The following is a 23,588-nucleotide window of genomic DNA, read 5'->3' as shown; positions in this document are numbered from 1 at the left end:
TATCCGGTCTCGTCGTTCGGCTATTGCCAAATTAGTTGACTGAGTCCATTAATTTCACGACGGACCCGGTTGAGAGCGACGAAAACCATGAGCATATTGGATAGATTTTCACTGGCAGGTCAGGTGGCGCTCGTGACCGGCGGCGGCCGTGGTCTGGGCTTCGAGATGGCGCGCGCCCTTGCCGAGGCCGGCGCGCATGTCATCGTCAACGGACGCAGGGCGGCGACGCTGGAAGGCGCCGTCGGGACCATCCGTGCCGCTGGCGGCACGGCGGAGGCCGCCGCATTCGATGTCGCCGACCGCGAGGCACAGCGTGCTGCGATGGCCGATATCGACAAGATCCATGGTCGTCTCGATATTTTGATCAACAATGTCGGCGCCCGCGACAGGCGGCCGCTGGCCGAATTCGACGATGATGCCATCATCGAGCTGCTGCGCACCGACCTAGCAGCGGCGATGACGCTTTCGCGCGACGCTGCCGTGTTGATGAAGCGACGCCATCACGGCCGCCTGATCGCGGTGACCTCGATCAGCGGCCATGTCGTAATGCCCGGCGACTGCGTCTATCCGGCAGCAAAGCAGGGACTGACCGGACTGATGCGCGGCATGGCAGTCGAATTCGGCCCGCACGGCATCACCAGCAACGCAATTGCGCCCGGCTGGTTTGCCACCGAGACGAACGCGGCGATGGCTGCGAACGAGGAATTGATGCCCTTCGTGCGCCAGCGCATCCCGGTTCAACGCTGGGGACGGCCGGACGAGATCGCCGGCGCGGCGCTCTTTCTCGCAAGCGCCGCCGCTTCCTTTGTCAACGGCCACGTACTGACGGTCGACGGCGGCATGACGGTCAGGATGTGAGCGGAGTCCGCAGCTGCCGTGGCGCCGGCGTGCTTTTTCGCGTCTGCTGCCAGTCGGCCGAAGTTTAATGTCGACTTCTTAGGCGCGCCTGACAGGTGGGCTAAGTTCGCGGACGAGCTGCTGCAGGCTGCGCTGATCTTCCGCTCCCGTCTTGTCGTAGATGGCGGCCAATTGCGATTTCACGGTGCCGTCGGCAACGCCCTGTGCATTTGCGATCTCGGATCGCGTCATGCCTTCGGACACGTAGCCGACCACGCGCCGTTCGGCAGGCGTGAGAGCAAAAAGGGCAGCAACGGCTTCGACGGCCGACTGGATCACCGTTCCAGCCGCGGCGAGAAAGATCGCCGCCGCCGCCCGGCTTTCGAAGCGTCCCCTTTCGGTGCGCCGCTGCAACGGCAGAACGTGAGCGACGGCGGGGCGTTCGGCCGAGGCAAGGGGAACATCGATCCCAGCGGCTGCGAGACTGATTTCGTCGCGCGCGCCAAGCGTCACGGCGTTGGAAAGGGCGGCGCCTGCATAACTGTAGCGAGCAGCCAGCCGGCCTGAAAGCGAGTGCACCACCTGCTGCTCGCGCAGCCGTGCTTCAGCGGCTTCATTGGCGAAGAGGATTGTCATGTCTTCTGCAACGATGAAGACCGCATGGTCGAGAGCGTCGATGACCTCCCTGAGGACGGCGGCTTCGGCGCGCTCCATCTCGAACATATCGTGGATCGTCACGGCACGGCGGATATGCGGGCCGAGCAGCCCGACGATGTCGAAGACGCGTCGTTCGCTCGGTTCGTATTGCACCGAAATGTTGATCGTTCCGACCCGGGTCGGGCGCTTCAGCACGGCCATGTCGATCGAGTTTAAAACCCCATACCTGGCATGAAAGTTCTGGTATAGCGCACCGCTCTTCCAGATGGCTTCGCCATCGGGTCCATAGAGGGAAAACATCCGCTCCAGCGTATCGGGCTGATCGATCTCCATTCGGTGGAGAAGGTGGAAGAACGGGACGTCCTTCGCATGCGCCACGAGGGTGCGGACGGCCTCTCCGTCGTCGCAGGCGATCTGGGCCAGACGTGCGGACCGGGTGGTGGTGTCGAAGACCGCAAGCGTGGTTAGAAAGCCATTGACCTGGCCATTGATCAGACGAAGAGCGTTCGGCCAGGCATCCTCCCGAGCCACGCAATCATAAATAGCGCCAATAATTTCCGACAGCTGCTGTTCCATGATCACAATCCTGCATCAGCCCGGCCAGCACGGTCAATTGTCGCCGGCCATGGCGCCTTCATTTCCGGGATTTGCGGAAGATTTCATCCCCCACGCGGGAGATGTTTCATCACGCGGATTTTTTACAACGCAATGCCGGCCGGAATCCAATCGGCTTGGACAACCAGAAATTGGAGGGCAATCTTCATGAAAGCGACAAAAGCGCCAATCGCGGCGCTTCTCATTATGGCAGCTCTTCCGGCTGCAGCGCTTGGCGGCGGCCTGCCGGAACAGGTCCGGGAGGCCAATGCGCGCTTCCGGGATGTCAACCAGGCCGTCAAGGAAGGCTATTCGCCGATCCCATGCACCAGCGGCATAGATGGAGGTGCGATGGGTATCCACTATGTCAGTGCCGACCTCATCAAGGATGAGGCCATTGATCTCTCCAAGCCGGAGGCTGTGATGTACGAGCCTGACGAACACGGCAAGATGAAACTCGTCGCTGTCGAATACATCACGACGAAAGGCCCCGCCAATCTCGGCGGCCAGCTGTTCAGTTTCACGAACGCACCGAACCGCTATGGCCTTCCGGCTTTCTACGAGCTGCACGTCTGGGCATGGAAGAACAATCCGAAGGGACCGTTCGCCGACATGAACCCCGACGTCAGCTGCCGGCATGCGCACGGTTGATGAAGCGCTGCGTCACTCAAAACATCATGGAAGGATAAAACAATGCCGCAATTCGTTGTCGAACGAAACATTCCAGGTCTCGGGGACATGGACAAGGAAAGCCTGCGAGAGATCTCGGCGAAATCCAACGCCGTCGTGGCCTCTCTCGGCGAACCCTATACCTGGATCACCAGCTATGTGACCGGGGACAAGATGTACTGCGTTCATGAGGCCGAGAGCGCCGATGCGGTCTATCGGCACGCAGAAAAGGGTGGCTTTCCAGCGGACCGCGTGACGGAGATCACCACGCTCATCGGCCCTCATTCGGCCGCGCGTTAAGACCGCGTTCGATAGGGCGCGCCAACCACGCTCTGTCGCTTTTCAATCCACGCATAACCCTTTCACCAAACCAATCTCGATTCCGAGGTCTGCGCTGGGGCGCGGGAGCCGGCCGGCGGACGAGGCGCCGACCGGCTCGCAGGGCGCACCGATCTTTGTGATCGGCGCACGACTCGATGGGGACGATCATGAACGAGAAGCTCTTGTCAGGCGGGTTCGAACTGCGACTGCGCAAAGCGGTGCTGCTGCTGTTGTCTCCGGCTCGTAGCCTCATGCTGTGGCGACGACGGCGATCGGTGGAAAATCGGCTTGGGGCGTTGTCGGACCACATGCTGAAGGACATTGCGGTGTCGAGAGGCGAGATCCCGTTCGTCGCCTCGCGGGACGGAGACTGGAACAGATTCCGCTAACCGAGCAGCCCTTTACATATCTCAGTGAAGCCGAACGGTTGAGGAAAAGCGCTGGCGCTCCTTGTTGTCATCATTGGATTCCCTATCACTTCCATTCGCCCAGGAGTGGTATAGCGACGCGAAGCAGGCTAATGAATGGGATGCGTGATATCGCTCTTTCAGCGCGTATCTGCGGTTCGTGTTGCCGGGCTTTGGTGGCGAAAACGGTCATTCCCGGTTCCCGGTCCCATGCGGAGGTTCGAAAATTAACGATCATATTCAGTGGCTTATAGAGCAGGGACTCACCAGCGAGCATATTGGCGATCTCGTCGCCGGCCTGTGCGAGCGGCTGATCGCCGATGGCATTCCGATCTGGCGGGCCAGCATTACCATGCCATCCCTTCATCCCATGTATCGCGGCGTCTCGGCCAATTTCGTGCGGGGCGGTGCAACCGTTCTCGAAAATGCAGCGCATGGCAGCGTAGAAGAGCGCAACTTCGAGAAAACACCGATATTTTACCTGCTGAACCGCGGCGAGAGAACAGGGCGCTGGATATTGGCCAGGGGCGAGGGGCTCGACTATCCGCAGCTCGCGGAATTTGCGCTTGCCGGCGGCACGGACCATCTGGTCAGCCTTTGCGAATTTCCGAAGGAGGTCGCGTTGCGCGGGCTTGGTTTCTCCCTGACCAGCGATGCGCCGGGCGGATTTTCCGATGATCAGCTGGCGATCGTCAAAGCGCTTGTCCCGGCGCTGGGTCTGGCGGCTTACCGTGTGGCGGCATCGAAAACCGCCACCGATATCCTCGCGGTCTATACCGGCGCCAGGACGAGCGCGCGCATTCTGGCCGGGGAGACCCAGAGGGGAACCGGCGGCTCCATCAATGCGGCGATCCTGATTGCGGACCTCAGAAATTTCACGGCCTTGACCGAGGTCTATCAACCCAGCGAGATCGTCGGGTTTCTGAACGAACATTTCGAGCTGATCGACCGGCATGTCGAGGAAAATTCCGGCGAGATCCTCAAGTTCATGGGCGACAGCGTGCTTGCGATCTTTCCAACCGACGCCGAGGATCCGCAGAAGGCCTGCATGGCCGCGCTGGCTTCTACGAAGAATCTGCTGAAAGCAAACGAGGCGCTGAACCGTGAGCGGACGAAAAACGGCGGCCCCGATATCGGCGTCGATGTCGTCCTGCATCTCGGCGAGGTTTTCTATGGGAACGTCGGCGCCCGTGGCAGGCTCGATTTCACGGTGATCGGCAGGGCCGTCAACGAGGCCTCGCGGCTCGAAAAGCTCTGCGGCACGCTTGAACAACACCTGCTGATGTCGGAGAGCTTCGCGGCCACCTGCGCCGTGGCCTGCGAGTATCTAGGATCGTTTGAGCTGCGCGGTGTTTCGAAGCGGGCCGACGTGTTCAAGCTCGCCGACGCCGTATCCTGAAGCGTCGATCCGATCGGCGCGGCGACGGATCAGATCTCGCCTGAGACCTCGCGGCGACGGCGGTCGAGTTCTTCGCTGTAGCGGCGCAGCGTATAGCTTTCGCTGAGCTGGCCGATCACCTTGCGTTCGATCAGGTTGTTGACGACGGCGAGTGCTTCGCTTTCGCTCTTGTCGAAGATCGCCGCCGCCTGCCTGGCATTCATCTGCGGCTGCAGGAAGTCGTTGCGGTAGTGGATGAAATCGGCAAGCGTCTTGCCCTCGTCCTGGGCGTCGGTCGGGTTGGCGTAGATCTCCGGCACCAGCACGAGGCCCGCATATTTGTCGCTCTCCTCGACGAGGATGACGCGCTGGGTCGAGCCGATCGGGAAGGCCTGCTTGAATTCCTCCAGAGAGATGCCCGCCCTTGCCGTCTTGACATCGGCGCGCATCAGCTTGTCGACCGTCAGATTGCGGATCCAGCCGACATCATGGGCGCTGCGGATGCTTTCGCCGCGAAGATGAAAGCGCCATGTGGCGAAGGAGTAGCCGAAGGTCGAGCGGACGACGAGCGAGGAGGTGATGACGGCGGCGAGCACCAGTGCCGTAATCGGGAAATCGCCGGTGATTTCGAGCGCCAGGAACGTCATGGTCAGCGGCCCGCCGATGACGGCGACGGCGAGCGAACTCATGCCGACCACGGCATAGATGACGGGCGTCAGCGTCGCATCGGCAAAATAGGGGCCGCAATAGGCGAAGAGCTTGCCGAGCAGGGCGCCCATGAACAGCGAGGCGAAGAACAGCCCACCCCTGAAGCCGGAGCCGATCGAGATCGCCGAGGCGAAGGATTTCAAGAGGAAGAGGCCGATCAGCGTCGGGATCGCCACCTCACGGGAAAGGTTGAGATGCAACGCGCCGTGGCCGGCCGAGAGCACCTGCGGTGAGATCATCGCCAACAGCCCGACGATGATGATGCCGAGTGCCGGGCGGAAGGGTGGGGCGATCGAGCTCTTGCGCGCCAGCTCTTCGACAAAGGCGACGCCCTGCATGATCAGGATGCCGACACCGGCGCAGAAAGCACCGAGCAGCAGTGCCGGGATATAATCGGCTGGCACGACCGAGCCGAAGCTGCCGATATCGATGGTGAAATCGCTGCCGGCAAGCAGCCTTGCGATCAGGGTGGAGACAAGGGCGGAGACGACGACAGGCGTCAGCGACACGATCGTATAGGTGCCGATGATCAGCTCGAAGGCATAGAAAGCGCCGGTCAGCGGCGCGTTGAAGGCGGCGGCGATGGCGCCCGCCGCGCCGCAGCCAACGAGGGTGCGCAGGTCCGAGCGGCGAAGCTGCAGCTTCAGGCCGAATTTGGAGGCGAGGCCGGCGGCAAGCTGGGTATAGCCGGCCTCCAGGCCGACGGAGGCGCCGAAACCGTTGGAGATCAGGTTCTGCACGGCAACGATGATGCTGTCGGTCAAGGACAGGCGGCCGCCATGCAGCGCATTGGCCTCGATCGGGTCGACCATCGGCTTCTTGCGTCGTTTCGCCAGCACTAGGAGCAACATGCCGAGCAGGGCGCCGCCAATGACGGGGGCAGTGAGCAGCAGCATCTTGTTCTCGATCTCGGACGAGCTCAGCCGTTCGCTGTCTGATATGCCGAAGACCAGCTGATGCAGCTCGTTGGAGACGTAACTCATGCCGGTGACGGCGAGACCCGAGATGATGCCGACGACGGCGCCCGCCAGCGACAGGCCAACCTCGCTACGGCGGGTCAGCGCCCGCAGGCGTCCCGGATCGAAGAAAACACGCAGCGCACGAAAACGGCGCCGATCCAATTTCATAAGCATGGCTAGACAACTAGGCGGGGAGAGGCCCGGTCAAGGGCAGAGATGGTCGCGCAGTCCGCTTGCGACGCAATTGCGGCGAAAAGCCGGCGGCGGGGACAAATTTTTATGACGTAAGTCTATGATAAATGACGATATTTTAGGTAGAGTAAGTCGTGTTGGCGGAGTTGCTTCCTCTGGCCGGCCATTGCCCGGTCGCCAAGGCCGGTTGACTTCACCTCTGAGCTTGCCTAACCATCCCTCAACGGATGGTCGCCCGACCATCCTGACATAACGGATGGTTCCGGATCGGTATTACGCCCTTCCGGATGAAAAGGGAATGTGACGGGGCGGACCCAAGCCGGGCGCCTTCATCACAGCCGACCCCGCGACTGTAGTGCGGTCAGGGTCGTCCATCCGGCGTGAAGCCTTTTCTGCCGACAGCCTGCAATCCTGCAGGCGGGCGGGACGGACGACATGCCGGAAAAGCCACTGGATATGCATGGTGATCAACCGGGGTCGGACGCCTCTCAAGTCTACGAATCGTCCACTTTTTCACCGATGCAGCCGGGAAGGCGAGGATGATCCGCTGGCACGATCAGGGCGACCGGTTTCCGGTCTGCCCCGATCGCGGCCGATAACTGCGAGCCAGGAGACCTGCCATGCGTGCCGGGCGCGAAGCCCACACCTGGGCACTATGCCCGTTGCCAGCACGGAGGTTGTCTTGGCTGAACGATTGAATTCAGCGCAGCCTGGTGCGGCGCGATTTGGCGGGGCCCTACAGCCGCCGGCGTCTTCCGTTGCGGCTTGCGCGGCATCTATTCAGAAGGCAACGCCGGCATGACGGCTGCCCCCTCCAACACCGTCTTCATCCTTGGCGGCGCGCGCTCCGGCAAGTCCCGGTTCGCCGAATCCCTCGTCACCGCGACCGATCTGGATCGCCACTACCTTGCCACCGGACGGGCCTGGGACGAGGAGATGCAGGCGCGCATCACGCAACACAAGGCCGATCGCGGTCCGTCCTGGACGACGCATGAGGAGCCGCTCGATCTTGTCGGCAAGCTTACCGCCATCGACGGCGAAGGGCGCATCGTGCTGATCGATTGCCTGACGCTCTGGGTCACCAATCTGATGATCGAGGAGCGCGACATGGCGGCGGAATTTGCCGCACTTGCCGATTTCCTGCCCGCCGCGCAGGCGCGGCTCGTTTTCGTTTCCAACGAGGTCGGTCTCGGCATCGTGCCGGATAATCGTATGGCGCGGGATTTTCGCGATCATGCCGGCCGGCTGCACCAATCGATCGCGGCGAGGGCCGCCGAAGTTTATTTCATCGCGGCAGGCCTGCCGCTGAAAATGAAGGGTTAAGTCCATGAACCAGCAGAAGATTCCCGCAACCGTCATTACCGGCTTCCTCGGTGCCGGCAAAACGACGATGATCCGCAACCTGCTGACCAATGCCGGCGGCAAGAAGATTGCGCTGATTATCAACGAATTCGGCGATCTCGGCGTCGACGGCGACGTGCTGAAGGGCTGCGGTGCAGACAATTGCACCGAGGACGACATTATCGAGCTCACCAATGGCTGCATCTGCTGCACGGTCGCGGACGACTTCATCCCGACGATGACGAAGCTGCTCGAACGCGAACAGCGGCCCGACCATATCGTCATCGAAACCTCGGGCCTTGCTTTGCCGCAGCCGCTGGTCGCCGCCTTCAACTGGCCCGACATTCGCACCCAGGTGACCGTCGACGGTGTCATCACGGTGGTCGATAGTGCTGCCGTTGCCGCCGGCCGTTTTGCCGACGACCATGATGCCGTCGATGCGCGCCGTGCCGAGGATGAATCGCTCGATCACGAAAGCCCGATCGAGGAGCTGTTCGAGGACCAGCTCACCTGCGCCGACCTCATCGTGCTCAACAAGACCGACCTAATCGACGCTGCGGGCCTTATCAGGGTGCGCGACGAGGTCGCCTCCCGCACGGTGCGCAAGCCCGTGATGATCGAGGCGAGAAATGGCGAGGTGTCAGCCGGCATCTTGCTCGGCCTTGGCATCGGCACGGAGGACGATGTCGCCAATCGCAAGTCGCATCACGAGCTGGAGCATGAGGATGGCGCGCCGCACGATCACGACGAATTCGACAGCTTTGTCGTCGATCTCGGAGCCATTGCCGATCCCGCCGGTTTCGTCGAAGCGCTGAAGGACATCATATCAGCCCATGACGTGCTGCGTCTCAAGGGTTTCGTCGACGTTTCAGGCAAACCGATGCGTTTGCAGCTCCAGGCCGTCGGCAGCCGCATCGACCATTATTTCGACCGCGCCTGGGCAGCCGGAGAAAAGCGCGGCACACGCCTCGTTGTCATTGGCCTGCACGAAATGGACCAGGACGCGGTGAGGGCGGCGATCGAAGCGCTGGCATAGACCGATGCATCTGCTTCTGGCCCAGCAGGGAACGATCAGCGACGGCGAGGAGGCAATCGACCTTGGGCAGACGCCGGGCGATATCCTGTTCCTGTCGGCGGCCGACAGCGAGCTTGCCGCGATCGCAGCCGCCCATCGCGATCGCCGGACAGCACCTTCGCTGAGGCTCGCCAGTCTGATGAGCCTCAAGCATCCGATGTCGGTCGATACCTATGTCGAGCGCACCGCGCGGCATGCGAAGCTGATCATCGTGCGTGCGCTCGGCGGCGCCAGCTATTTCCACTATGCGCTGGAAGCGCTGCATGCGGCTGCGGCTCGCGCCGGTGCACTGATTGCGGTCTTGCCGGGTGATGCCAGGCCAGATGCGGGGCTGGTTCCTTTCTCCAATGTTGATCTCGACGATCTCAACGCGCTCTGGGCCTATCTGATCGAGGGCGGCGATGCTAATGCGCGGGCGTTTCTCGATTATGCCGGGGCGATGCTGTCGGGCACAGAGAAGCCGGCACCGGCTGTGCCTTTGATGAAGGCAGGTATTTGGTGGCCGGGGCGGGGGTTGATCGGGGTCGAGGAGTGGCGGCGGGTCGTTTTAGATATGTCTTCGGGTGCGGGGATGGTAGCGGAGGAGGGATTTGAATCCCCTACAGTCGCCATCAGCTTCTACCGCGCCCTCGTCCAAAGCGGCGAGACCGGGCCGATCGAAGCGCTTGTCGAGGCGCTGGCCGCACTCGGCCTCTGGCCGCTGCCGGTCTTTGCCTACAGCCTCAAGGATCCCATCTCCACAGGCATTCTCGAAAGCGTATTTTCGGCGCTGAAACCCGATGTCGTCATCAACACGACCGGCTTTGCAGTCTCGGCACCGGGTGCAGACCGGCAGCCGACGGTGCTGGAGGCGAATGAGGCGATCGTGCTGCAGGCGATCCTGTCGGCCTCGTCGAAGGAGGCATGGGCGGCTTCCCCGCAGGGCTTGTCGGCGCGCGATCTCGGCATGAACGTGGCACTGCCTGAAGTCGATGGCCGGGTGCTGGCGCGGGCGGTCTCCTTCAAGACGGCGGCGCGCTACGATGCGCTGGTCGAGACGAACATCGTCGCCAGCCAGGCCGATGCCGGCCGGGTGCGCTATACGGCGGAGCTTGCCGCCAATTGGGCGCGGCTGCGGAAGACTTTCGCCGGCGACCGGCGCATCGCGCTCGTCATGGCGAACTACCCGAACCGGGACGGCCGGCTCGGCAACGGCGTCGGCTTGGATACGCCGGCCGGCACCGTCGAGGTGCTGAAGGCTGTGCGGGCAGCGGGGTATCCGGTCGCCGAAATTCCGGCCGACGGCGATGCGCTGATCCGCCACCTGATGGAAGGGCCGACCAATTCCGGTTCCGACGGAAAGATCATCCGCGAGACGCTTTCCCTGAGTCTGTACAACAGCTTCCTGGAATCTCTTCCCAGTAAGATTCAGGATGAGGTGAGAGCCCGCTGGGGCGATCCCGAAGATGATCCGTATTTTCGCGAAGGCGTCTTCGCCCTGCCTTTTGCGCGCTTCGGCGAGGTGCTCGTCGGCATCCAGCCAGCACGCGGCTATAATATCGATCCGAAAGAGAGTTATCATTCGCCGGATCTCGTGCCGCCGCACGGTTATCTCGCCTTCTACGCTTTCCTGCGCCGCGAGTTCGGCGCCCATGCGATCATCCATATGGGCAAACACGGCAATCTCGAATGGCTGCCGGGCAAGGCGCTGGCGCTGTCAGAAAGCTGTTATCCCGAGGCGATCCTCGGGCCGCTGCCGCATCTCTATCCCTTCATCGTCAACGATCCGGGCGAGGGCACGCAAGCCAAGCGCCGAAGTGCGGCCGTCATCATCGATCATCTGACGCCGCCGTTGACGCGGGCCGAAAGCTACGGGCCGCTGAAGGATCTGGAGGCGCTGGTCGACGAATATTACGAGGCGTCGGGCGGCGATCCCCGCCGCATTCGTCTGCTCAGCCGCCAGATCCTCGAGCTCGTTGCCGATATCGGCCTCGACCGTGATGCCGGTATCGCGAGCGGCGAAAGCGAGGGCGAGGCGCTGAAGAAGCTCGACGCCTATCTCTGCGACCTAAAGGAGATGCAGATCCGCGATGGACTGCATGTGTTCGGGGTCTCGCCTGAAGGACGGCTCTTGACTGACCTGACCGTGGCGCTGGCGCGGGTGCCGCGCGGGCTTGGCGAGGGCGGTGATGCGAGTTTGCAGCGGGCGATCGCGGCGGATGCGGGATTGGGCGGCGGCGTGCGGGGTGCCTCCTCCTTCGACCCTCTCGACACCGACATGGCTGCCGTTTGGGCCGGTCCGCGTCCTGATATCCTCGCAGATGTTCTCGATGCCCCATGGCGAACCAACGGCGACGCCGTCGAGCGCATCGAACTGCTGGCAGCGAAGTTCGTTTCCGGCGAAATGGAGTGCCCAGCAGACTGGAAGGCTACGCGGGCTGTACTCTTGGAGATCGAAACCCGTCTCAAACTTTCCATCCTCGCCTGCGGCCCCGCCGAGATCGCAGGTCTGCTCGCTGGCCTCGACGGTCGCTTCGTCGCACCTGGCCCATCCGGCGCACCGACGCGCGGGCGGCCCGACGTGCTGCCGACGGGCCGCAATTTCTATTCGGTCGACAGCCGCGCCGTGCCGACGCCGGCCGCCTACGAGCTCGGCAAAAAATCGGCGGAACTGCTGGTGCGCCGCTATGTGCAGGATCATGGCGAGTGGCCTGTCTCCTTCGGGGTGACGGCCTGGGGTACGTCAAACATGCGCACCGGCGGCGACGATATCGCCCAAGCCTTGGCGCTGATCGGCGTCAAGCCGCTCTGGGACATGAGTTCGCGCCGCGTCACCGGCTACGAGATCATTCCGCCGGCGATGCTCGGGCGGCCGCGCGTTGACGTGACGCTCCGGATTTCCGGCTTCTTCCGCGATGCCTTTCCCGAGCAGATCGCGCTGTTCGACAAGGCAATCCGTGCCGTCGGCGCGCTTGAAGAGGACGAGGCCGACAATCCGATCGCAACGCGCATGCGCGGCGAGGCGGCAAGGCTTGGCGCGGCCGGTCTGGACGAAGTCTCGGCAAAGCGCCGGGCGGGCTACCGCGTCTTCGGCTCGAAGCCCGGCGCCTATGGCGCCGGCCTGCAGGCGCTGATCGATGAAAAGGGCTGGGAGCGGCGCGCCGATCTCGCCGAGGCCTATCTCGTCTGGGGCAGCTATGCCTATGGCGCAGGCGAGGAGGGCAGGGCCGAACGCGGCTTGTTCGAGGAGCGGCTGCGCTCGGTGCAGGCTGTGATCCAGAACCAGGACAATCGCGAGCACGACCTGCTCGACAGCGACGACTATTACCAGTTCGAGGGCGGCATGGCCGCCGCCGCCGAGCAGCTCGCCGGCGCGCGCCCTTCGATCTATCATAACGACCATTCCAGGCCGGAAAAGCCGGTGATCCGCTCGCTGGAAGAGGAGATCGGCCGCGTCGTGCGCGGGCGCGTCGTCAATCCGAAATGGATCGCAGGCGTCATGCGCCATGGCTACAAGGGAGCGGCAGAGATTGCCGCCACCGTCGACTATCTCTTCGCTTTTTCGGCGACGACGGGTGCGGTCGGCGCGCATCATTTCGAGGCCGTTTATCAGGCCTTCGTCGCCGATGCCGGCGTGCGCGATTTCATGATCGAGAAGAATCCGGCTGCATATAACGAGATGAAGGAGCGGCTGCTTGAAGCAATCGACCGCAGTCTCTGGACGCCGCGCAGCAATTCGGCCCGGTTCGACCTGGCCGCCAGACAACAGAATGAGGTGAACCAATGAGCGACGAGACCACGAACAGCGAGTTCGGAGAAGCCGGGAGCGGCAAGGACGACGCCCGCCACGCCGAGAAGATGGCGAAGAAGAAGGCCGCGCGCGACAAAATCATGGCGACCAAGACCGACGGCAAGGGCCTGATCATCGTCCATACCGGCAAAGGCAAGGGTAAGTCATCAGCCGCCTTCGGGATGATCTTCCGCCATATCGCCCACGGCAAGCCGTCGGCCGTCGTGCAGTTCATCAAGGGCGCGATGTGGACCGGCGAACGCGACCTGATCGAGAAGCATTTCTCCGATCTCTGCCAGTTCCACACGATGGGCGAGGGTTTCACCTGGGAAACGCAGGACCGCGCCCGCGACGTCGCCGCAGCCGCGGCCGCCTGGGAAAAGGCCAAGGAACTGATCCGCGACGAAAGTATTTCCATGGTGCTGCTCGACGAGATCAACATCGCGCTGCGCTACGATTATCTCGACATCAACGACGTCGTCGCCTTCCTGACGAGCGAGAAGCCCGCCATGACGCATGTCGTGCTGACCGGCCGGAACGCCAAGGAGGAATTGATCGAGATCGCCGATCTGGTGACCGAGATGGAACTCGTCAAGCACCCCTTCCGCTCCGGCATCAAGGGTCAGCCGGGCGTGGAGTTCTGAGGCGGTCAGTTGAGCGCGAGGCTGCGCAGGATGGCAGCCGTTTCCTCATCCGCCGGAAAGAAAGATTCGACCGCGAGTTCCGACAAAGTGATGTCGACGGGCGTGCCGAAGATCGTTGTTGTCGAGATCAGGGAAAGCAAGCCGGCCTTGGTCCAAAGCTGAAGGGGAACGACGATTCCGGCATAGTCGGTATGGACCTCGCCAGCAGTTTTAGGCGCTGGATAGGACAACAACTCCTTCAAAAGCTTGTCCAACATTGGATCGCCCGAAGCCGAGAACTGTTGGCGCAGCCTGCCGATAAGGTGGGCGCGCCACTCGGAAAGGTTTTTGATATGGGGCGCCAATCCTTGTGGATGCAAGCTGAGGCGCAGTACGTTGACGGGTGCCGTGAGCAGAGACTGGTCAGCAACGGCTGAGAGCAGCGGAGCGATGGCCGCATTGGCCGCGATGAGTGTCCAATGGCGGTCGACGGCGATTGCTGGGAAGGGCTCGTGCCCCTTCAGCACTATGTCGATGGCGAGACGGGCCGGTTCCATTGCGGGATCGTCGAGCGCGCGTTCGGCAAAAACAGGAGCGAAACCCGCCGCGAGCAGCAGCGGGTTCCGATCGCGAAGGGGCACGTCGAGCCGCTCGGCAAGATGCAGCAGCATGTCGCGGCTCGGTGTCGAGCGCCCGCTCTCGATGAAGCTCAGATGGCGCTGCGAGATCTCCGCCTCCAGCGAGAGCTCGAGCTGGCTCATGCGGCGACGTTGGCGCCATTCGCGCAAATGGTCTCCAAGCGAGCGGGCGGTCGGCGTCATCAGGCGGCTTCCGGCAGCAAATCTATGAACCCGCGAACGGATTTCAGCTTGCCGCCTTGGAGTTCAGCGAAATCCGTGCCCTTTATCAGCGCTTCGCCATTTTCCGGGCCGAGGCCCCAGGAGAAGCGCAGGTTGTCGCCGTAGCCGTCGGCCGCCCCGATCAGGGCGAAGCGGAAGCCGGGGAAGCGGCTTTGCACGGCCTCGACCAGCGAATTGATCTGCTCATGGCCCTCGCCGCGCATCAGTGGGTCGATATAAGTTGCGGCTTCGCTCCAGCTCTCGGCGATGAGAGCGCGGCGGCGAGCGGCATCCGTCTCATTCCAGATGGCGAGATAGCGCTCTGCGTTGGTGTTTGCTTCGTTCATCGGGTCATCTCCTTCTGATCGCCCATCAGTTCCAGGCAGCCCGATCATGCGGGAAGGCGGTGCACCTTATCAATTACGCCAGAGGTAATGGAAGATGGTCGAGGGTTTGGGTCAGACGCCGAGCCACAGGCGCAGCGGATTTGCCGGGCCGGCGAGCAGCTTTACCGCAAGGGCGACGCAGACGATCACAAGCAGCGGCTTGATGAGCTTTGCGCCGATGCGTATGGCAAGCCGCGAGCCCAGCTGCGCGCCGAGGAATTGGCAGACACCCATCAACAGGCCGATCTTCCAGAGTATCGCGCCGAAGCTTGCGAAGACGATTAGCGCGCCGAAATTCGAGCCGAGATTGAGCAGCTTGGTGTGGGCCGTCGCCTTCAGCATGCCGAAGCCGGCGAGCGTGACGAAGGCCAGCATGAAGAAGGAGCCCGTGCCGGGGCCGAAGACGCCGTCATAGAAGCCGATGACAGGTACCAGCGTCAGACCGAAGGCGAAGGGAGTCATGCGGCGGTGGGTGTCGAGGTCGTTGAGGTTCGGCTTGACGGCGAAGAAGACGGCGATCGCCACCAGGAGTACCGGCATGATGGCCTGCAGCACCTGGCCTGGAACGATCGTCGCGAGTGCCGCGCCGAGCGCGCCGCCCATGATGGCCATCAGCGCCATCGGAAGTTGTTCGGCAAGCTGCACATGGCCCCTACGGGCATAGGCGATCGTGGCCGAGGCGGCGCCGAAGAGAGACTGCACCTTGTTGGTGCCGAGGGCCTGGAGCGGTGGAATACCTACGATCAGCATGACGGGAACGGTGATGAGGCCACCGCCGCCGGCAATGGAATCGACGAAACCGGCAAAAAAGGCCGCCGCGCAGAGCAGCGGAAGCAGATGGAAAGCGATATCGGGCAAGGTGGTATTCCGGGGGAGGGACTTCAGACGGCCTTGTTGCATTTGCCGCGCCAAGCTGCAATGGCTGCAACGACACGGGCAGGGCGCATTCGACGGTTTCCATGAGCGATCTCTCTTTCGATACGGCGAGGCACCACGTGCTCGGCCTCGGCTGCGAGCGCGGGACGTCGCCTGCCGAGGTGCTGGCGCTTGCGATCGAGGCGCTCGACGTAGCCGGTATCGGCGCGGCGGAACTCGCAACCATCGCCTCGATCGACAGCCGAAGACTGGAGCCGGCGATCCTTGCGGTTGCTGCGCATTTTTCCGTGCCTGGCGTCTTCTTCGATGCGCTGCGGCTGGAGGAGGAGACGCCGCGGCTCGCGAATCCCTCTGCGGTCGTCTTTGCCCGTGTCGGCTGCCATGGGGTCGCCGAGGCAGCTGCGCTGGCGGCTGCGGGGCCGGATGCCGAGCTTGCTGTCGCCAAGATCAAATCTGCGCATGCGACGGCGGCAGTTGCCCGCAGCGGGTTGCAGAAAGCCTAGTGGGCGTTATGTTGGCGCCAATTCGCGGCGCCGTCCGGCAGCTTCACGGTTCACATCTAGAGGATATCTCATGCACAAGGTCATCTATGACACCGACCCTGGCGTCGACGACGCCATGGCGCTTCTCTTCCTGCATCGCCATCCCGAAATCGACCTTCTCGGCATCACCACGGTCTTCGGCAACGCCTCGGTCGAGACGACGACGCGCAATGCGCTCTTCCTCAAGCGTGAATGGAATATACCGGCACCCGTTTCCAAAGGCGCCAGCGTCACTATCGATTCCTCGCGCGCGGAGCGGCCATGGCCCGCCATGGTGCATGGCGAGAACGGCCTCGGTGATATCGACGTGCCCGAGACGATCGACCTGCCGCTCGATCCGCGCCCGGCGCATCGTTTTATCATCGACACGGTGCGCGCCCACCCGGGCGAAGTGCGACTCGTCGCCGTTGGCCGTATGACCAATCTGGCCCTGGCGCTGAAGGAAGATCCCGAGATTGCGACGCTGGCCAAGGACGTCGTCATCATGGGCGGCAATTTCTATGTGCCGGGAAATGTCTCGCCCGTCGCCGAGGCCAATATCCACGGTGATCCTGAGGCTGCCGACATTGTCATGACCGCGCCCTGGAAGGTGGCCGTCATTGGCCTCGACGTCACCGCGATCACTACGATGAGCCGCAGCTATCTCGGCGAGATGGCGGCTATGGGCGACAAGGCGGTCAAGCAGCTCGACGCACTCTCGCAGTCCTACATCGATTTCTACAAGCACGCGGTTGAAGACGGCATGATGGTGCATGACAGCTGCGCCTGCGTCTATGTCGTGGTGCCGGAGCTGTTCTCGTCAATATCGGGTGCAGTGCGTGTCGTCTGCGGCGGCATCGCCGATGGCCAGACGATCGTCAGGCCAGATGGGCGGCGTTTTCCGCCTGATGGCGCTTGGGATGGCTTGCCGAGCCAGATCGTCTGCACAGGCATCGAGTCGGAAAGGGTCCTGGACCTCATCCGTAATACGCTGCTTGCAGCCTGACACGCTTGAGGGCCGGCAGCATCGCGGCCGGCCTTCGGGATATATTGTAATATATTCATTGCGTTGTGCGGGTTCTCCGAGGATTTGAATCCGACGCTTCACAAAGTGATTCATGATCATCTCAGCAACTTCAAGTGAGGCGATGGGCGCGGCGTTGACCTTGCCCTTTGCGGGGCCTAGATCAGCAGGATGATCGATGCCGCATTCTCCAATCTTCCGGCGCTTCAGCCGGGCAGCGTCTGGCTCGTCGGCGCCGGTCCCGGCGATCCCGGGCTTTTGACGCTGCTCGCCGCCAAGGGGCTTTCCGAGGCCGACGTCATCGTGCACGACGCTTTGGTCAACGAGGAATGCCTGGCGCTGGCGCGGCCGGAAACGCTTGTGGAATATGCCGGTAAACGCGGCGGCAAGCCTTCGGCGAAGCAGCGCGACATCTCGCTGCGGCTGGTGGAGCTTGCGCGCGCCGGCAAGCGAGTGCTGCGGCTGAAGGGCGGCGATCCCTTCGTCTTCGGTCGCGGCGGCGAAGAGGCGCTGACGCTGGTCGAGCACAACATCCCCTTCCGCATCGTGCCCGGCATCACCGCCGGTATCGGCGGGCTCGCCTATGCCGGCATCCCGGTGACGCATCGCGACATCAACCATGCCGTGACCTTCCTCACCGGCCATGATTCGTCCGGCATCGTGCCCGACAGGATCAACTGGGAGGCGATAGGCCAGGGCTCGCCCGTCATCGTTATGTACATGGCGATGAAGCATATCGCCGAGATCAGCGCCCGGCTGATCGCCGCGGGACGGCTGGCGTCGGAACCCGTCGCCTTCGTCTGCAATGCGGCCACTGGCCGGCAGCAGGTGTTGGAAACGACACTCGCCGATGCGCCCGGGGCCGTTGCCGCCTCCGGCCTGGAGCCGCCGGCGGTGGTCGTCGTCGGTGAGGTGGTCCGGCTCCGAGCCTCGCTCGACTGGCTTGGTGCGCTGGAGGGGCGGCGCCTGCAACCCGATCCATTCCGCCGGTCCGGCAAGGTGCGGGCATGAGCGGCCTCCTGATCGCAGCCCCTTCCTCCGGTGCCGGCAAGACGACGGTAACGCTCGGGCTGCTCCGAGCGCTTCGCCGGCGCGGCATCGCGGTCGCGCCGGGCAAGGCCGGCCCTGACTATATCGATCCCGCCTTCCATGCGGCAGCGAGCGGCACGCTCTGTCTGAATTTCGATCCCTGGGCGATGCGCCCGGAGCTGATCTCGGCCAATGCGGCCCTTCACCGTTCCGGCGACCGCATCCTCGTCATCGAGGCGATGATGGGGCTTTTCGACGGGGCGGCTGACGGAAGGGGGACGGCGGCCGATCTGGCGGCCCAGCTTGGGCTTTCCGTGGTGTTGGTCGTCGATGCTTCGCGCATGTCGCAGTCGGTGGCGGCGCTGGTTACTGGTTTTGCCGGTTTCCGTGCCGATGTGCGGGTTGCTGGCGTCATCCTCAACAAGGTCGGCAGCGACCGGCACGAGGCGATGCTGCGGCAGGCGCTCGAAGCTATCCGTATGCCTGTCATCGCCGTCATCGGCAGCGACAAGGCGCTTTCCCTGCCGGAGCGCCATCTCGGCCTCGTCCAGGCCGGCGAACACGCAACCCTCGACAATTTCATCGACCATGCGGCGGATGCCGTCTCCGAGGAATGTAATTTCGAATTCCTGCTGCGCATCGCCAGGCAGGGGCTCAACCGGCCGTCGGCCGCCAATATCGACCGGTTGCCGCCACTGGGTGCCCGCATCGCCGTGGCGCGCGATGTCGCCTTTGCCTTTTCCTACGAGCATATGCTGCTCGGCTGGCGCCGCCGGGGCGCTGCGATTTCCTTTTTCTCGCCGCTCGGCGACGAGGCGCCGGCTGGTGATGCCGATGCGATCTATCTGCCCGGTGGTTATCCCGAGCTGCATGCCGGGCGGCTGGCAGAGGCGCAGAATTTCCGCGCCGGCATGCTCGATGCGGCAGCGCGCGACATCCGGATCTATGGCGAATGCGGCGGCTACATGGTGCTTGGCGAGTGCTTGATCGATGCTAAGGGGCATCGCCATGAAATGCTCGGCCTGCTGCCCGTCGTCACCACCTATGCCGAGCGAAAGCGCCATCTCGGCTATCGCCGTGTTGTGCCCCTCGACGGCGCCTTCTTTGCGCGGATGATGACGGCCCATGAATTCCACTATTCCAGCGTCGTTTCCGAGGGCGAGGGCAAACGGCTTTTTCAGGTGCAAGATGCGCTCGGAACCGATCTGGGCGCCGCCGGTCTCAGGCGCGACCAGGTGGCAGGCTCCTACATGCATCTGATCGATCTTGCCGGAGCTGCAGGATGAGCGCACCGATCGTCCACGGCGGCGGCATCACCGCCGCTGCCGCTACCTTCGGCGGTAGACCGGAAGATTGGCTCGATCTTTCCACGGGCATCAATCCGTGCCCCGTCGCCCTGCCTGACATTCCGGCAAGGGCCTGGCATCGCCTGCCGGACCGGCATCTCCTCGATGAGGCAAGGCGTGCGGCGCGAGATCATTACCGCAGCGGCGAGATCTTGCCGCTGCCGGTGCCAGGTACGCAGTCGGTCATCCAGCTTCTGCCGCGCCTCGTCGAGGCGGATAGGCTGGTTGGCGGCACGGACAACAGTGTCGCGGTGACGGATAACAGGGTTGCCGTGACGGACAACAGGGTTGCCGTGGTATCGCCGACCTATGGCGAGTATGCGCGCGCCTTCGCCTCGGCCGGTTTTGCCGTCGATGCGGTCGACGATATTGCCGCGATCGGAGCCGGACATCGGCTGGCTGTCGTCGTCAATCCGAACAATCCTGATGGGTTGATATGGCCGGCCGAAACGCTGATTGCCCTGCACGACAGGATGAAGGCAGCGGACGGACTTCTCGTCGTCGACGAAGCCTTTGGCGATACCGATCCGGCGCTCAGCCTTGCATCCCGCGCGCCGCAGCTTTCCAATCTGGTGATCTTTCGTTCTTTCGGCAAGTTCTTCGGGCTTGCCGGCCTGCGGCTCGGTTTTGCGATTGCGCGCAGCGATATTCTCGCGCGTTTCGAAGACTGGCTCGGCCCCTGGGCGGTCTCCGGCCCGGCTCTTTCGATTGCAGCTTCGCTGCTGCGCTCGGACGTTTCTCCGATTCGCGGCCGCATCAATGAACGCTGCGCCGGCCTGCATGGGGTGCTGACGGGCGCCGGGTTGCAGCTTTCAGGAGGCACGGCGCTCTTCACCCTTGTCGCCGATGCGAGAGCCGACGACATTTACACACATCTCTGCCGCCATCATATTCTCGTCCGCAAGTTCGACTATGCGCCGGAGTGGCTGCGTTTCGGGCTGCCGCCCGATCCGGCGGCAGACAGGCGGCTTGGCGAAGCCCTTCAGAGATTTGAGCGATGACGATCGACGAAAACCTTCTCGTACTGCTTCTGGCGCTGCTGCTCGACCGGATCGCCGGCGATCCGCAATGGCTGTGGTCGCGGATGCCGCATCCCGTTGTCATGTTCGGCGCGGCGATCTCCTATGCCGAGCGGCAGCTCAACCCGGCAAGCCTCACGGGCTCGCAACGCCGAATGAACGGTATTGCCGCCATCCTGGCGCTGCTTCTTTTGGCGGTGGCCGCAGGCTTCGTGTTCAACCGGTTCTTCGCGCTGTTCGGCCCTGTCGGCATCTTGCTGGAGACCGGGCTGGTGGCGATCTTCCTGGCGCAAAAAAGCCTTGCCGATCACGTCGCGGCCGTCGCTGTCGCCTTACGCCACGAAGGGCTTGCCGGCGGACGAGCCGCCGTTTCCCGCATCGTCGGACGCGATCCCGAGACGCTGGACGAGCCGGCCGTCTGCCGCGCGGCGATCGAAAGCCTTGCCGAGAATTTCTCCGACGGCGTTGTGGCGCCGGCGCTCTGGTATGCCATCTTCGGGCTGCCGGGGCTCTTCGCCTACAAGATGCTGAACACCGCGGATTCGATGATCGGCCATAAGTCTGAAAAATACATCGACTTCGGCTGGGCAGCCGCCCGGCTCGACGATGTCGCCAACTGGCCGGCCGCTCGCCTCTCCATCCTGCTGATTGCCGCCGGCGCCTGGATCCGGCGGGGAACAAGCGCGGGCCGTGAAGCGATCCGCGTGGCGATGCGGGACGGGGCCTTACACCGCTCGCCGAATTCCGGTCGGCCGGAGGCGGCCATGGCGGGTGCGCTGAACGTCCAGCTCGCCGGGCCGCGCATCTATGGCGGCGTCATCGTGCGTGAACCGATGATCAACGACGCCGGCCGCGACGTGGCGACCTCAGGCGACATCGAGGACGGCGTATCGGTGTTCTACGCCAGCTGCATGGTGCTCGCCGGTGTTACGTTCGGGCTGTTTTTGTGTTTTCTGTAGGGTTGTGCCGTGCATGCCCCAGTGGACAGGTCAGGCTCAAACGTTTATTCCGACCGCCTCATATCTCGTCAGACCGGAAGTAGAGCGATGACAGTTCAGGTTGAATTACCGTGCCCGAAGTGCAAGAGCACCAAGATGAAGTTCGAGCGGCCCGAGATCCGGGAGACCGACATCATCACCTGTGCGGCCTGCGGGCATAATCTCGGCACGATGGCCTCAATCCGCGAGAAGATGAACAAGGCCTACCAAGGGCTCAAGAAGCCTTCGGCGGCACGCAAGCTCCAGTGAGCAGGTGCCACTATCTTCCGGCGCTTGCTCCTGCTTTGGCTCGTTAAAATTGTGATTACCATTCGGATTAAAGCAATATAACAAGTATTGCCGTAGTCTCTCTTTCGTGAGGGCGCAATTAAGCTGCGCGAGTTCGAAGAGGGCTATGATGAAGACGATTTTGGCGGCTGCGGCCGCAAGTTTATTGCTGCAGTTTTCTCCCGTTGCCGCTCAGGCAGCAACGCTGGTCGCCAATATCAGCATCGGTAAGCAGATGATGACCGTTTCCGAGAACGGCTTCGTCAAGTATCGCTGGAAGGTTTCGACCGCGCGCAACGGCTATGTCACGCCGACCGGTTCGTGGAGCGCCAAGTGGCTGTCGCGCGATCACCGCTCCAGAAAATACGACAACGCGCCGATGCCCTTTGCCGTCTTCTTCAACGGCGGTTACGCCGTTCACGCCACCTTCGACCTGAAACGCCTGGGTCGGCCGGCCTCGCATGGCTGCGTTCGCCTGCATCCCGACAATGCGGCGCAGTTCTTCTCGCTGGCGCGGCAGGCCGGCCTTGCCAATACCCGCGTCGTGATCACACGCTAATCTCGGATCAGCGCGTGAATCCGGGTTCGGTATCGGATCCTGTTTTACGCGCTAATCTCAGATCAGCGCCTGCCCCCGAAATCGGCAGCTGACCCCAGTTTACGCACTGATCATCCTCTCCAGCTCATCCATGTCGGGGACGATGATATGCCGGAAGTTCTCGATGCGTATGACGCCGCTCTTGCGCAACCTGGTCATCTGGCGGCTGACGGTTTCGATCGTCAGACCGAGGAAATCGGCGATCTCGGCGCGGGATAGCGGCAGGTCGAAGGCGGTGCTTGTGGCGGTTTGCGGTTCGGCATGGGTGGCGATGAGGTGGAGCAGGCTTGCGACCTTCTCCTCGGCGGTGCGCCGGCCGAGCGTCAGCATCCATTCACGCGCCGCATCCAGCTCCTTCAGCGCCTGATCGTGCAGGCTACGCTGCAGTTCCGGCGTTTCCGATATCATGCGGTCGAGCAGGCTGCGCGGGAAGACGCAGATTTCGGCATCGGTCGCAGCCTCGGCCGACAGCGTGCTTTCGCGCACGAAGGGCCTGCCGACGAAATCGGGAGCGAATTGCAGGCCGACGATCTGCTGGCGCCCGTCCGGCATCACCTTGCAGAGCTTCACCACCCCGCGCATGATGTTCGAATAGAAAGAGCTTTCCGACCCTTGTGCGATGATCTCGCAGCCGGCATCGACCTTGCGGCGCAGCGAGTGGCGGCCGAGGTCCTTCAACTGACCGCTCGACAGTACGCCGCAGACGACGCCGTGCCGCGCCTGGCAGGAACGGCAGGCGACGGGGATACCAACCTCGAGAACCCCACTATGTGCGACGTCCATATCCTGATCCCTTCGAAATCCGCATGTGCCGGGCGTAGCTGCGCATGCCGGGCATGCCCTAGACGATTACGCCGCGATTGCGGGTTCGGCTATCCCGATTTCTTCCAGCGCGGCTTGATGATTATCAATTTCGCCGGGATCGCGATTTGATCCAGATCAAAGTTTGCGTGCCCTGGCTGTTATTGAAAGTGCGGCGTCGAGATGAGGCCGTCCGCGGGTTGATTCGGACGGCTTCTTCGCCCTCGCTGGCGAGACGGGTTCTCTGCAGCGGCATCGCCTCGCGCCTTGGGTGAGGGCAAAGGCCGGCATTCCATTGCTGTTTAGGCAACACCCAGCCGGCAAATTGCCGCGACGCCGGGACGAAAGCATTGG

Annotated in this window: 23 protein-coding genes and 1 riboswitch; of the genes, 17 read left to right on the top strand and 6 right to left on the bottom strand. The window is 62.9% G+C overall.

Annotated features, from left to right (window positions below; all coding sequences use genetic code 11):
- Positions 1-87: 87 nt before the first annotated feature.
- On the top strand, positions 88-858 hold the full coding sequence (locus AC1D2N_RS05945) for an SDR family oxidoreductase (protein WP_130729084.1): 771 nt from the start codon (positions 88-90) through the stop codon (positions 856-858).
- Positions 859-936: 78 nt separating this feature from the next.
- Here the strand turns inward: AC1D2N_RS05945 and AC1D2N_RS05940 are convergent, their stop codons facing one another.
- Positions 937-2,070, bottom strand: a complete 1,134-nt coding sequence (locus AC1D2N_RS05940; RefSeq protein WP_130729083.1) for a helix-turn-helix transcriptional regulator — start codon at positions 2,068-2,070, stop codon at positions 937-939.
- Between the two features lie 186 nt (positions 2,071-2,256).
- On the opposite strand from AC1D2N_RS05940, the gene AC1D2N_RS05935 reads away from it, so the two are divergent.
- From AC1D2N_RS05935 to AC1D2N_RS05920, 4 genes are all read left to right on the top strand, one after another.
- On the top strand, positions 2,257-2,739 hold the full coding sequence (locus tag AC1D2N_RS05935; RefSeq protein WP_130729082.1) for a hypothetical protein: 483 nt from the start codon (positions 2,257-2,259) through the stop codon (positions 2,737-2,739).
- A gap of 42 nt (positions 2,740-2,781) precedes the next feature.
- Positions 2,782-3,057: a DUF4242 domain-containing protein gene (locus AC1D2N_RS05930; RefSeq protein ID WP_018447280.1), complete on the top strand. Its 276-nt coding sequence runs from the start codon at positions 2,782-2,784 to the stop codon at positions 3,055-3,057.
- Positions 3,058-3,245: 188 nt separating this feature from the next.
- Complete coding sequence (locus AC1D2N_RS05925) at positions 3,246-3,467, top strand: DUF1127 domain-containing protein (RefSeq protein WP_028733107.1); 222 nt, start codon at positions 3,246-3,248, stop codon at positions 3,465-3,467.
- Positions 3,468-3,645: 178 nt separating this feature from the next.
- Entirely contained in the window at positions 3,646-4,884 is a 1,239-nt protein-coding gene (locus tag AC1D2N_RS05920) for an adenylate/guanylate cyclase domain-containing protein (RefSeq protein ID WP_342637218.1), read from the top strand.
- Between the two features lie 29 nt (positions 4,885-4,913).
- Here AC1D2N_RS05920 and AC1D2N_RS05915 read toward each other — a convergent pair whose 3' ends face one another.
- The gene (locus tag AC1D2N_RS05915) at positions 4,914-6,704 is read right to left on the bottom strand and encodes a chloride channel protein (protein WP_130729081.1); all 1,791 of its coding nucleotides are present in this window, start codon (positions 6,702-6,704) and stop codon (positions 4,914-4,916) included.
- A gap of 258 nt (positions 6,705-6,962) precedes the next feature.
- A riboswitch (cobalamin riboswitch) is annotated at positions 6,963-7,359 on the top strand.
- A gap of 161 nt (positions 7,360-7,520) precedes the next feature.
- Here AC1D2N_RS05915 and cobU point away from each other — a divergent pair.
- The 4 genes from cobU to cobO are packed head-to-tail and all read left to right on the top strand — an operon-like array spanning position 7,521 to position 13,551.
- A complete protein-coding gene (cobU, locus tag AC1D2N_RS05910) occupies positions 7,521-8,045 on the top strand; it encodes a bifunctional adenosylcobinamide kinase/adenosylcobinamide-phosphate guanylyltransferase (protein WP_115157661.1) in 525 nt (174 codons plus the stop codon).
- 4 nt (positions 8,046-8,049) lie between these two features.
- Positions 8,050-9,099, top strand: a complete 1,050-nt coding sequence (cobW, locus tag AC1D2N_RS05905) for a cobalamin biosynthesis protein CobW (protein WP_018242397.1) — start codon at positions 8,050-8,052, stop codon at positions 9,097-9,099.
- A 4-nt stretch (positions 9,100-9,103) separates the two neighbouring features.
- Positions 9,104-12,904, top strand: a complete 3,801-nt coding sequence (cobN, locus tag AC1D2N_RS05900; protein ID WP_130729080.1) for a cobaltochelatase subunit CobN — start codon at positions 9,104-9,106, stop codon at positions 12,902-12,904.
- A complete protein-coding gene (gene cobO / locus AC1D2N_RS05895; RefSeq protein ID WP_130729079.1) occupies positions 12,901-13,551 on the top strand; it encodes a cob(I)yrinic acid a,c-diamide adenosyltransferase in 651 nt (216 codons plus the stop codon). The genes cobN and cobO overlap by 4 nt, the downstream gene beginning before the upstream one ends.
- A 5-nt stretch (positions 13,552-13,556) precedes the next feature.
- Here the strand turns inward: cobO and AC1D2N_RS05890 are convergent, their stop codons facing one another.
- The 3 genes from AC1D2N_RS05890 to AC1D2N_RS05880 form a co-directional block, all read right to left on the bottom strand.
- The gene (locus AC1D2N_RS05890; RefSeq protein WP_130729078.1) at positions 13,557-14,351 is read right to left on the bottom strand and encodes a helix-turn-helix domain-containing protein; all 795 of its coding nucleotides are present in this window, start codon (positions 14,349-14,351) and stop codon (positions 13,557-13,559) included.
- Complete coding sequence (locus AC1D2N_RS05885) at positions 14,351-14,764, bottom strand: nuclear transport factor 2 family protein (RefSeq protein ID WP_171820906.1); 414 nt, start codon at positions 14,762-14,764, stop codon at positions 14,351-14,353. The genes AC1D2N_RS05890 and AC1D2N_RS05885 overlap by 1 nt, the downstream gene beginning before the upstream one ends.
- Positions 14,765-14,827: 63 nt before the next feature.
- Positions 14,828-15,613, bottom strand: a complete 786-nt coding sequence (locus tag AC1D2N_RS05880) for a TSUP family transporter (RefSeq protein ID WP_028733098.1) — start codon at positions 15,611-15,613, stop codon at positions 14,828-14,830.
- 101 nt (positions 15,614-15,714) lie between these two features.
- On the opposite strand from AC1D2N_RS05880, the gene AC1D2N_RS05875 reads away from it, so the two are divergent.
- The 8 genes from AC1D2N_RS05875 (at position 15,715) to AC1D2N_RS05840 (ending at position 22,394) form a co-directional block, all read left to right on the top strand.
- Positions 15,715-16,134, top strand: coding sequence for a cobalamin biosynthesis protein (locus tag AC1D2N_RS05875; protein ID WP_047621438.1), 420 nt, complete (start codon positions 15,715-15,717; stop codon positions 16,132-16,134).
- A gap of 70 nt (positions 16,135-16,204) precedes the next feature.
- The gene (locus tag AC1D2N_RS05870; RefSeq protein ID WP_028733096.1) at positions 16,205-17,158 is read left to right on the top strand and encodes a nucleoside hydrolase; all 954 of its coding nucleotides are present in this window, start codon (positions 16,205-16,207) and stop codon (positions 17,156-17,158) included.
- 189 nt (positions 17,159-17,347) lie between these two features.
- Positions 17,348-18,187, top strand: a complete 840-nt coding sequence (gene cobA, locus AC1D2N_RS05865; RefSeq protein ID WP_130729077.1) for a uroporphyrinogen-III C-methyltransferase — start codon at positions 17,348-17,350, stop codon at positions 18,185-18,187.
- On the top strand, positions 18,184-19,491 hold the full coding sequence (locus AC1D2N_RS05860) for a cobyrinic acid a,c-diamide synthase CobB (protein ID WP_130729076.1): 1,308 nt from the start codon (positions 18,184-18,186) through the stop codon (positions 19,489-19,491). The genes cobA and AC1D2N_RS05860 overlap by 4 nt, the downstream gene beginning before the upstream one ends.
- Entirely contained in the window at positions 19,488-20,552 is a 1,065-nt protein-coding gene (cobD, locus tag AC1D2N_RS05855; RefSeq protein WP_028733093.1) for a threonine-phosphate decarboxylase CobD, read from the top strand. The genes AC1D2N_RS05860 and cobD overlap by 4 nt, the downstream gene beginning before the upstream one ends.
- Positions 20,549-21,529 (top strand): adenosylcobinamide-phosphate synthase CbiB, encoded by a 981-nt coding sequence (gene cbiB / locus AC1D2N_RS05850; RefSeq protein WP_018447296.1) that lies wholly within the window; start codon positions 20,549-20,551, stop codon positions 21,527-21,529. Before cobD ends, cbiB begins: the two co-directional genes overlap by 4 nt.
- A gap of 87 nt (positions 21,530-21,616) precedes the next feature.
- Entirely contained in the window at positions 21,617-21,817 is a 201-nt protein-coding gene (locus AC1D2N_RS05845) for an ECs_2282 family putative zinc-binding protein (protein WP_018074603.1), read from the top strand.
- A 145-nt stretch (positions 21,818-21,962) separates the two neighbouring features.
- Positions 21,963-22,394 carry a L,D-transpeptidase gene (locus AC1D2N_RS05840; protein WP_196767180.1) on the top strand — a complete coding sequence of 144 codons (432 nt, stop codon included), beginning with the start codon at positions 21,963-21,965 and terminating at the stop codon, positions 22,392-22,394.
- Positions 22,395-22,493: 99 nt separating this feature from the next.
- On the opposite strand, the gene AC1D2N_RS05835 is transcribed toward AC1D2N_RS05840, so the two are convergent.
- On the bottom strand, positions 22,494-23,216 hold the full coding sequence (locus AC1D2N_RS05835) for a Crp/Fnr family transcriptional regulator (protein WP_018447299.1): 723 nt from the start codon (positions 23,214-23,216) through the stop codon (positions 22,494-22,496).
- Positions 23,217-23,588: the final 372 nt, after the last annotated feature.

Source organism: Rhizobium sp. P1_B8 (genome assembly GCF_056406515.1).
Note: the sequence above shows the minus strand (reverse complement) of the source record. Positions and strands in the feature narration are given on the sequence as shown.

Coding starts and splice junctions, on each gene's coding strand:
- AC1D2N_RS05945 (WP_130729084.1), top strand. CDS start 88: ATGAGCATATTGGATAGATTTTCACTGGCAGGTCAGGTGGCGCTCGTG.
- AC1D2N_RS05940 (WP_130729083.1), bottom strand. CDS start 2,070: ATGGAACAGCAGCTGTCGGAAATTATTGGCGCTATTTATGATTGCGTG.
- AC1D2N_RS05935 (WP_130729082.1), top strand. CDS start 2,257: ATGAAAGCGACAAAAGCGCCAATCGCGGCGCTTCTCATTATGGCAGCT.
- AC1D2N_RS05930 (WP_018447280.1), top strand. CDS start 2,782: ATGCCGCAATTCGTTGTCGAACGAAACATTCCAGGTCTCGGGGACATG.
- AC1D2N_RS05925 (WP_028733107.1), top strand. CDS start 3,246: ATGAACGAGAAGCTCTTGTCAGGCGGGTTCGAACTGCGACTGCGCAAA.
- AC1D2N_RS05915 (WP_130729081.1), bottom strand. CDS start 6,704: ATGCTTATGAAATTGGATCGGCGCCGTTTTCGTGCGCTGCGTGTTTTC.
- cobU (WP_115157661.1), top strand. CDS start 7,521: ATGACGGCTGCCCCCTCCAACACCGTCTTCATCCTTGGCGGCGCGCGC.
- cobW (WP_018242397.1), top strand. CDS start 8,050: ATGAACCAGCAGAAGATTCCCGCAACCGTCATTACCGGCTTCCTCGGT.
- cobN (WP_130729080.1), top strand. CDS start 9,104: ATGCATCTGCTTCTGGCCCAGCAGGGAACGATCAGCGACGGCGAGGAG.
- cobO (WP_130729079.1), top strand. CDS start 12,901: ATGAGCGACGAGACCACGAACAGCGAGTTCGGAGAAGCCGGGAGCGGC.
- AC1D2N_RS05890 (WP_130729078.1), bottom strand. CDS start 14,351: ATGACGCCGACCGCCCGCTCGCTTGGAGACCATTTGCGCGAATGGCGC.
- AC1D2N_RS05885 (WP_171820906.1), bottom strand. CDS start 14,764: ATGATCGGGCTGCCTGGAACTGATGGGCGATCAGAAGGAGATGACCCG.
- AC1D2N_RS05875 (WP_047621438.1), top strand. CDS start 15,715: ATGAGCGATCTCTCTTTCGATACGGCGAGGCACCACGTGCTCGGCCTC.
- AC1D2N_RS05870 (WP_028733096.1), top strand. CDS start 16,205: ATGCACAAGGTCATCTATGACACCGACCCTGGCGTCGACGACGCCATG.
- cobA (WP_130729077.1), top strand. CDS start 17,348: ATGATCGATGCCGCATTCTCCAATCTTCCGGCGCTTCAGCCGGGCAGC.
- AC1D2N_RS05860 (WP_130729076.1), top strand. CDS start 18,184: ATGAGCGGCCTCCTGATCGCAGCCCCTTCCTCCGGTGCCGGCAAGACG.
- cobD (WP_028733093.1), top strand. CDS start 19,488: ATGAGCGCACCGATCGTCCACGGCGGCGGCATCACCGCCGCTGCCGCT.
- cbiB (WP_018447296.1), top strand. CDS start 20,549: ATGACGATCGACGAAAACCTTCTCGTACTGCTTCTGGCGCTGCTGCTC.
- AC1D2N_RS05845 (WP_018074603.1), top strand. CDS start 21,617: ATGACAGTTCAGGTTGAATTACCGTGCCCGAAGTGCAAGAGCACCAAG.
- AC1D2N_RS05840 (WP_196767180.1), top strand. CDS start 21,963: ATGATGAAGACGATTTTGGCGGCTGCGGCCGCAAGTTTATTGCTGCAG.
- AC1D2N_RS05835 (WP_018447299.1), bottom strand. CDS start 23,216: ATGGACGTCGCACATAGTGGGGTTCTCGAGGTTGGTATCCCCGTCGCC.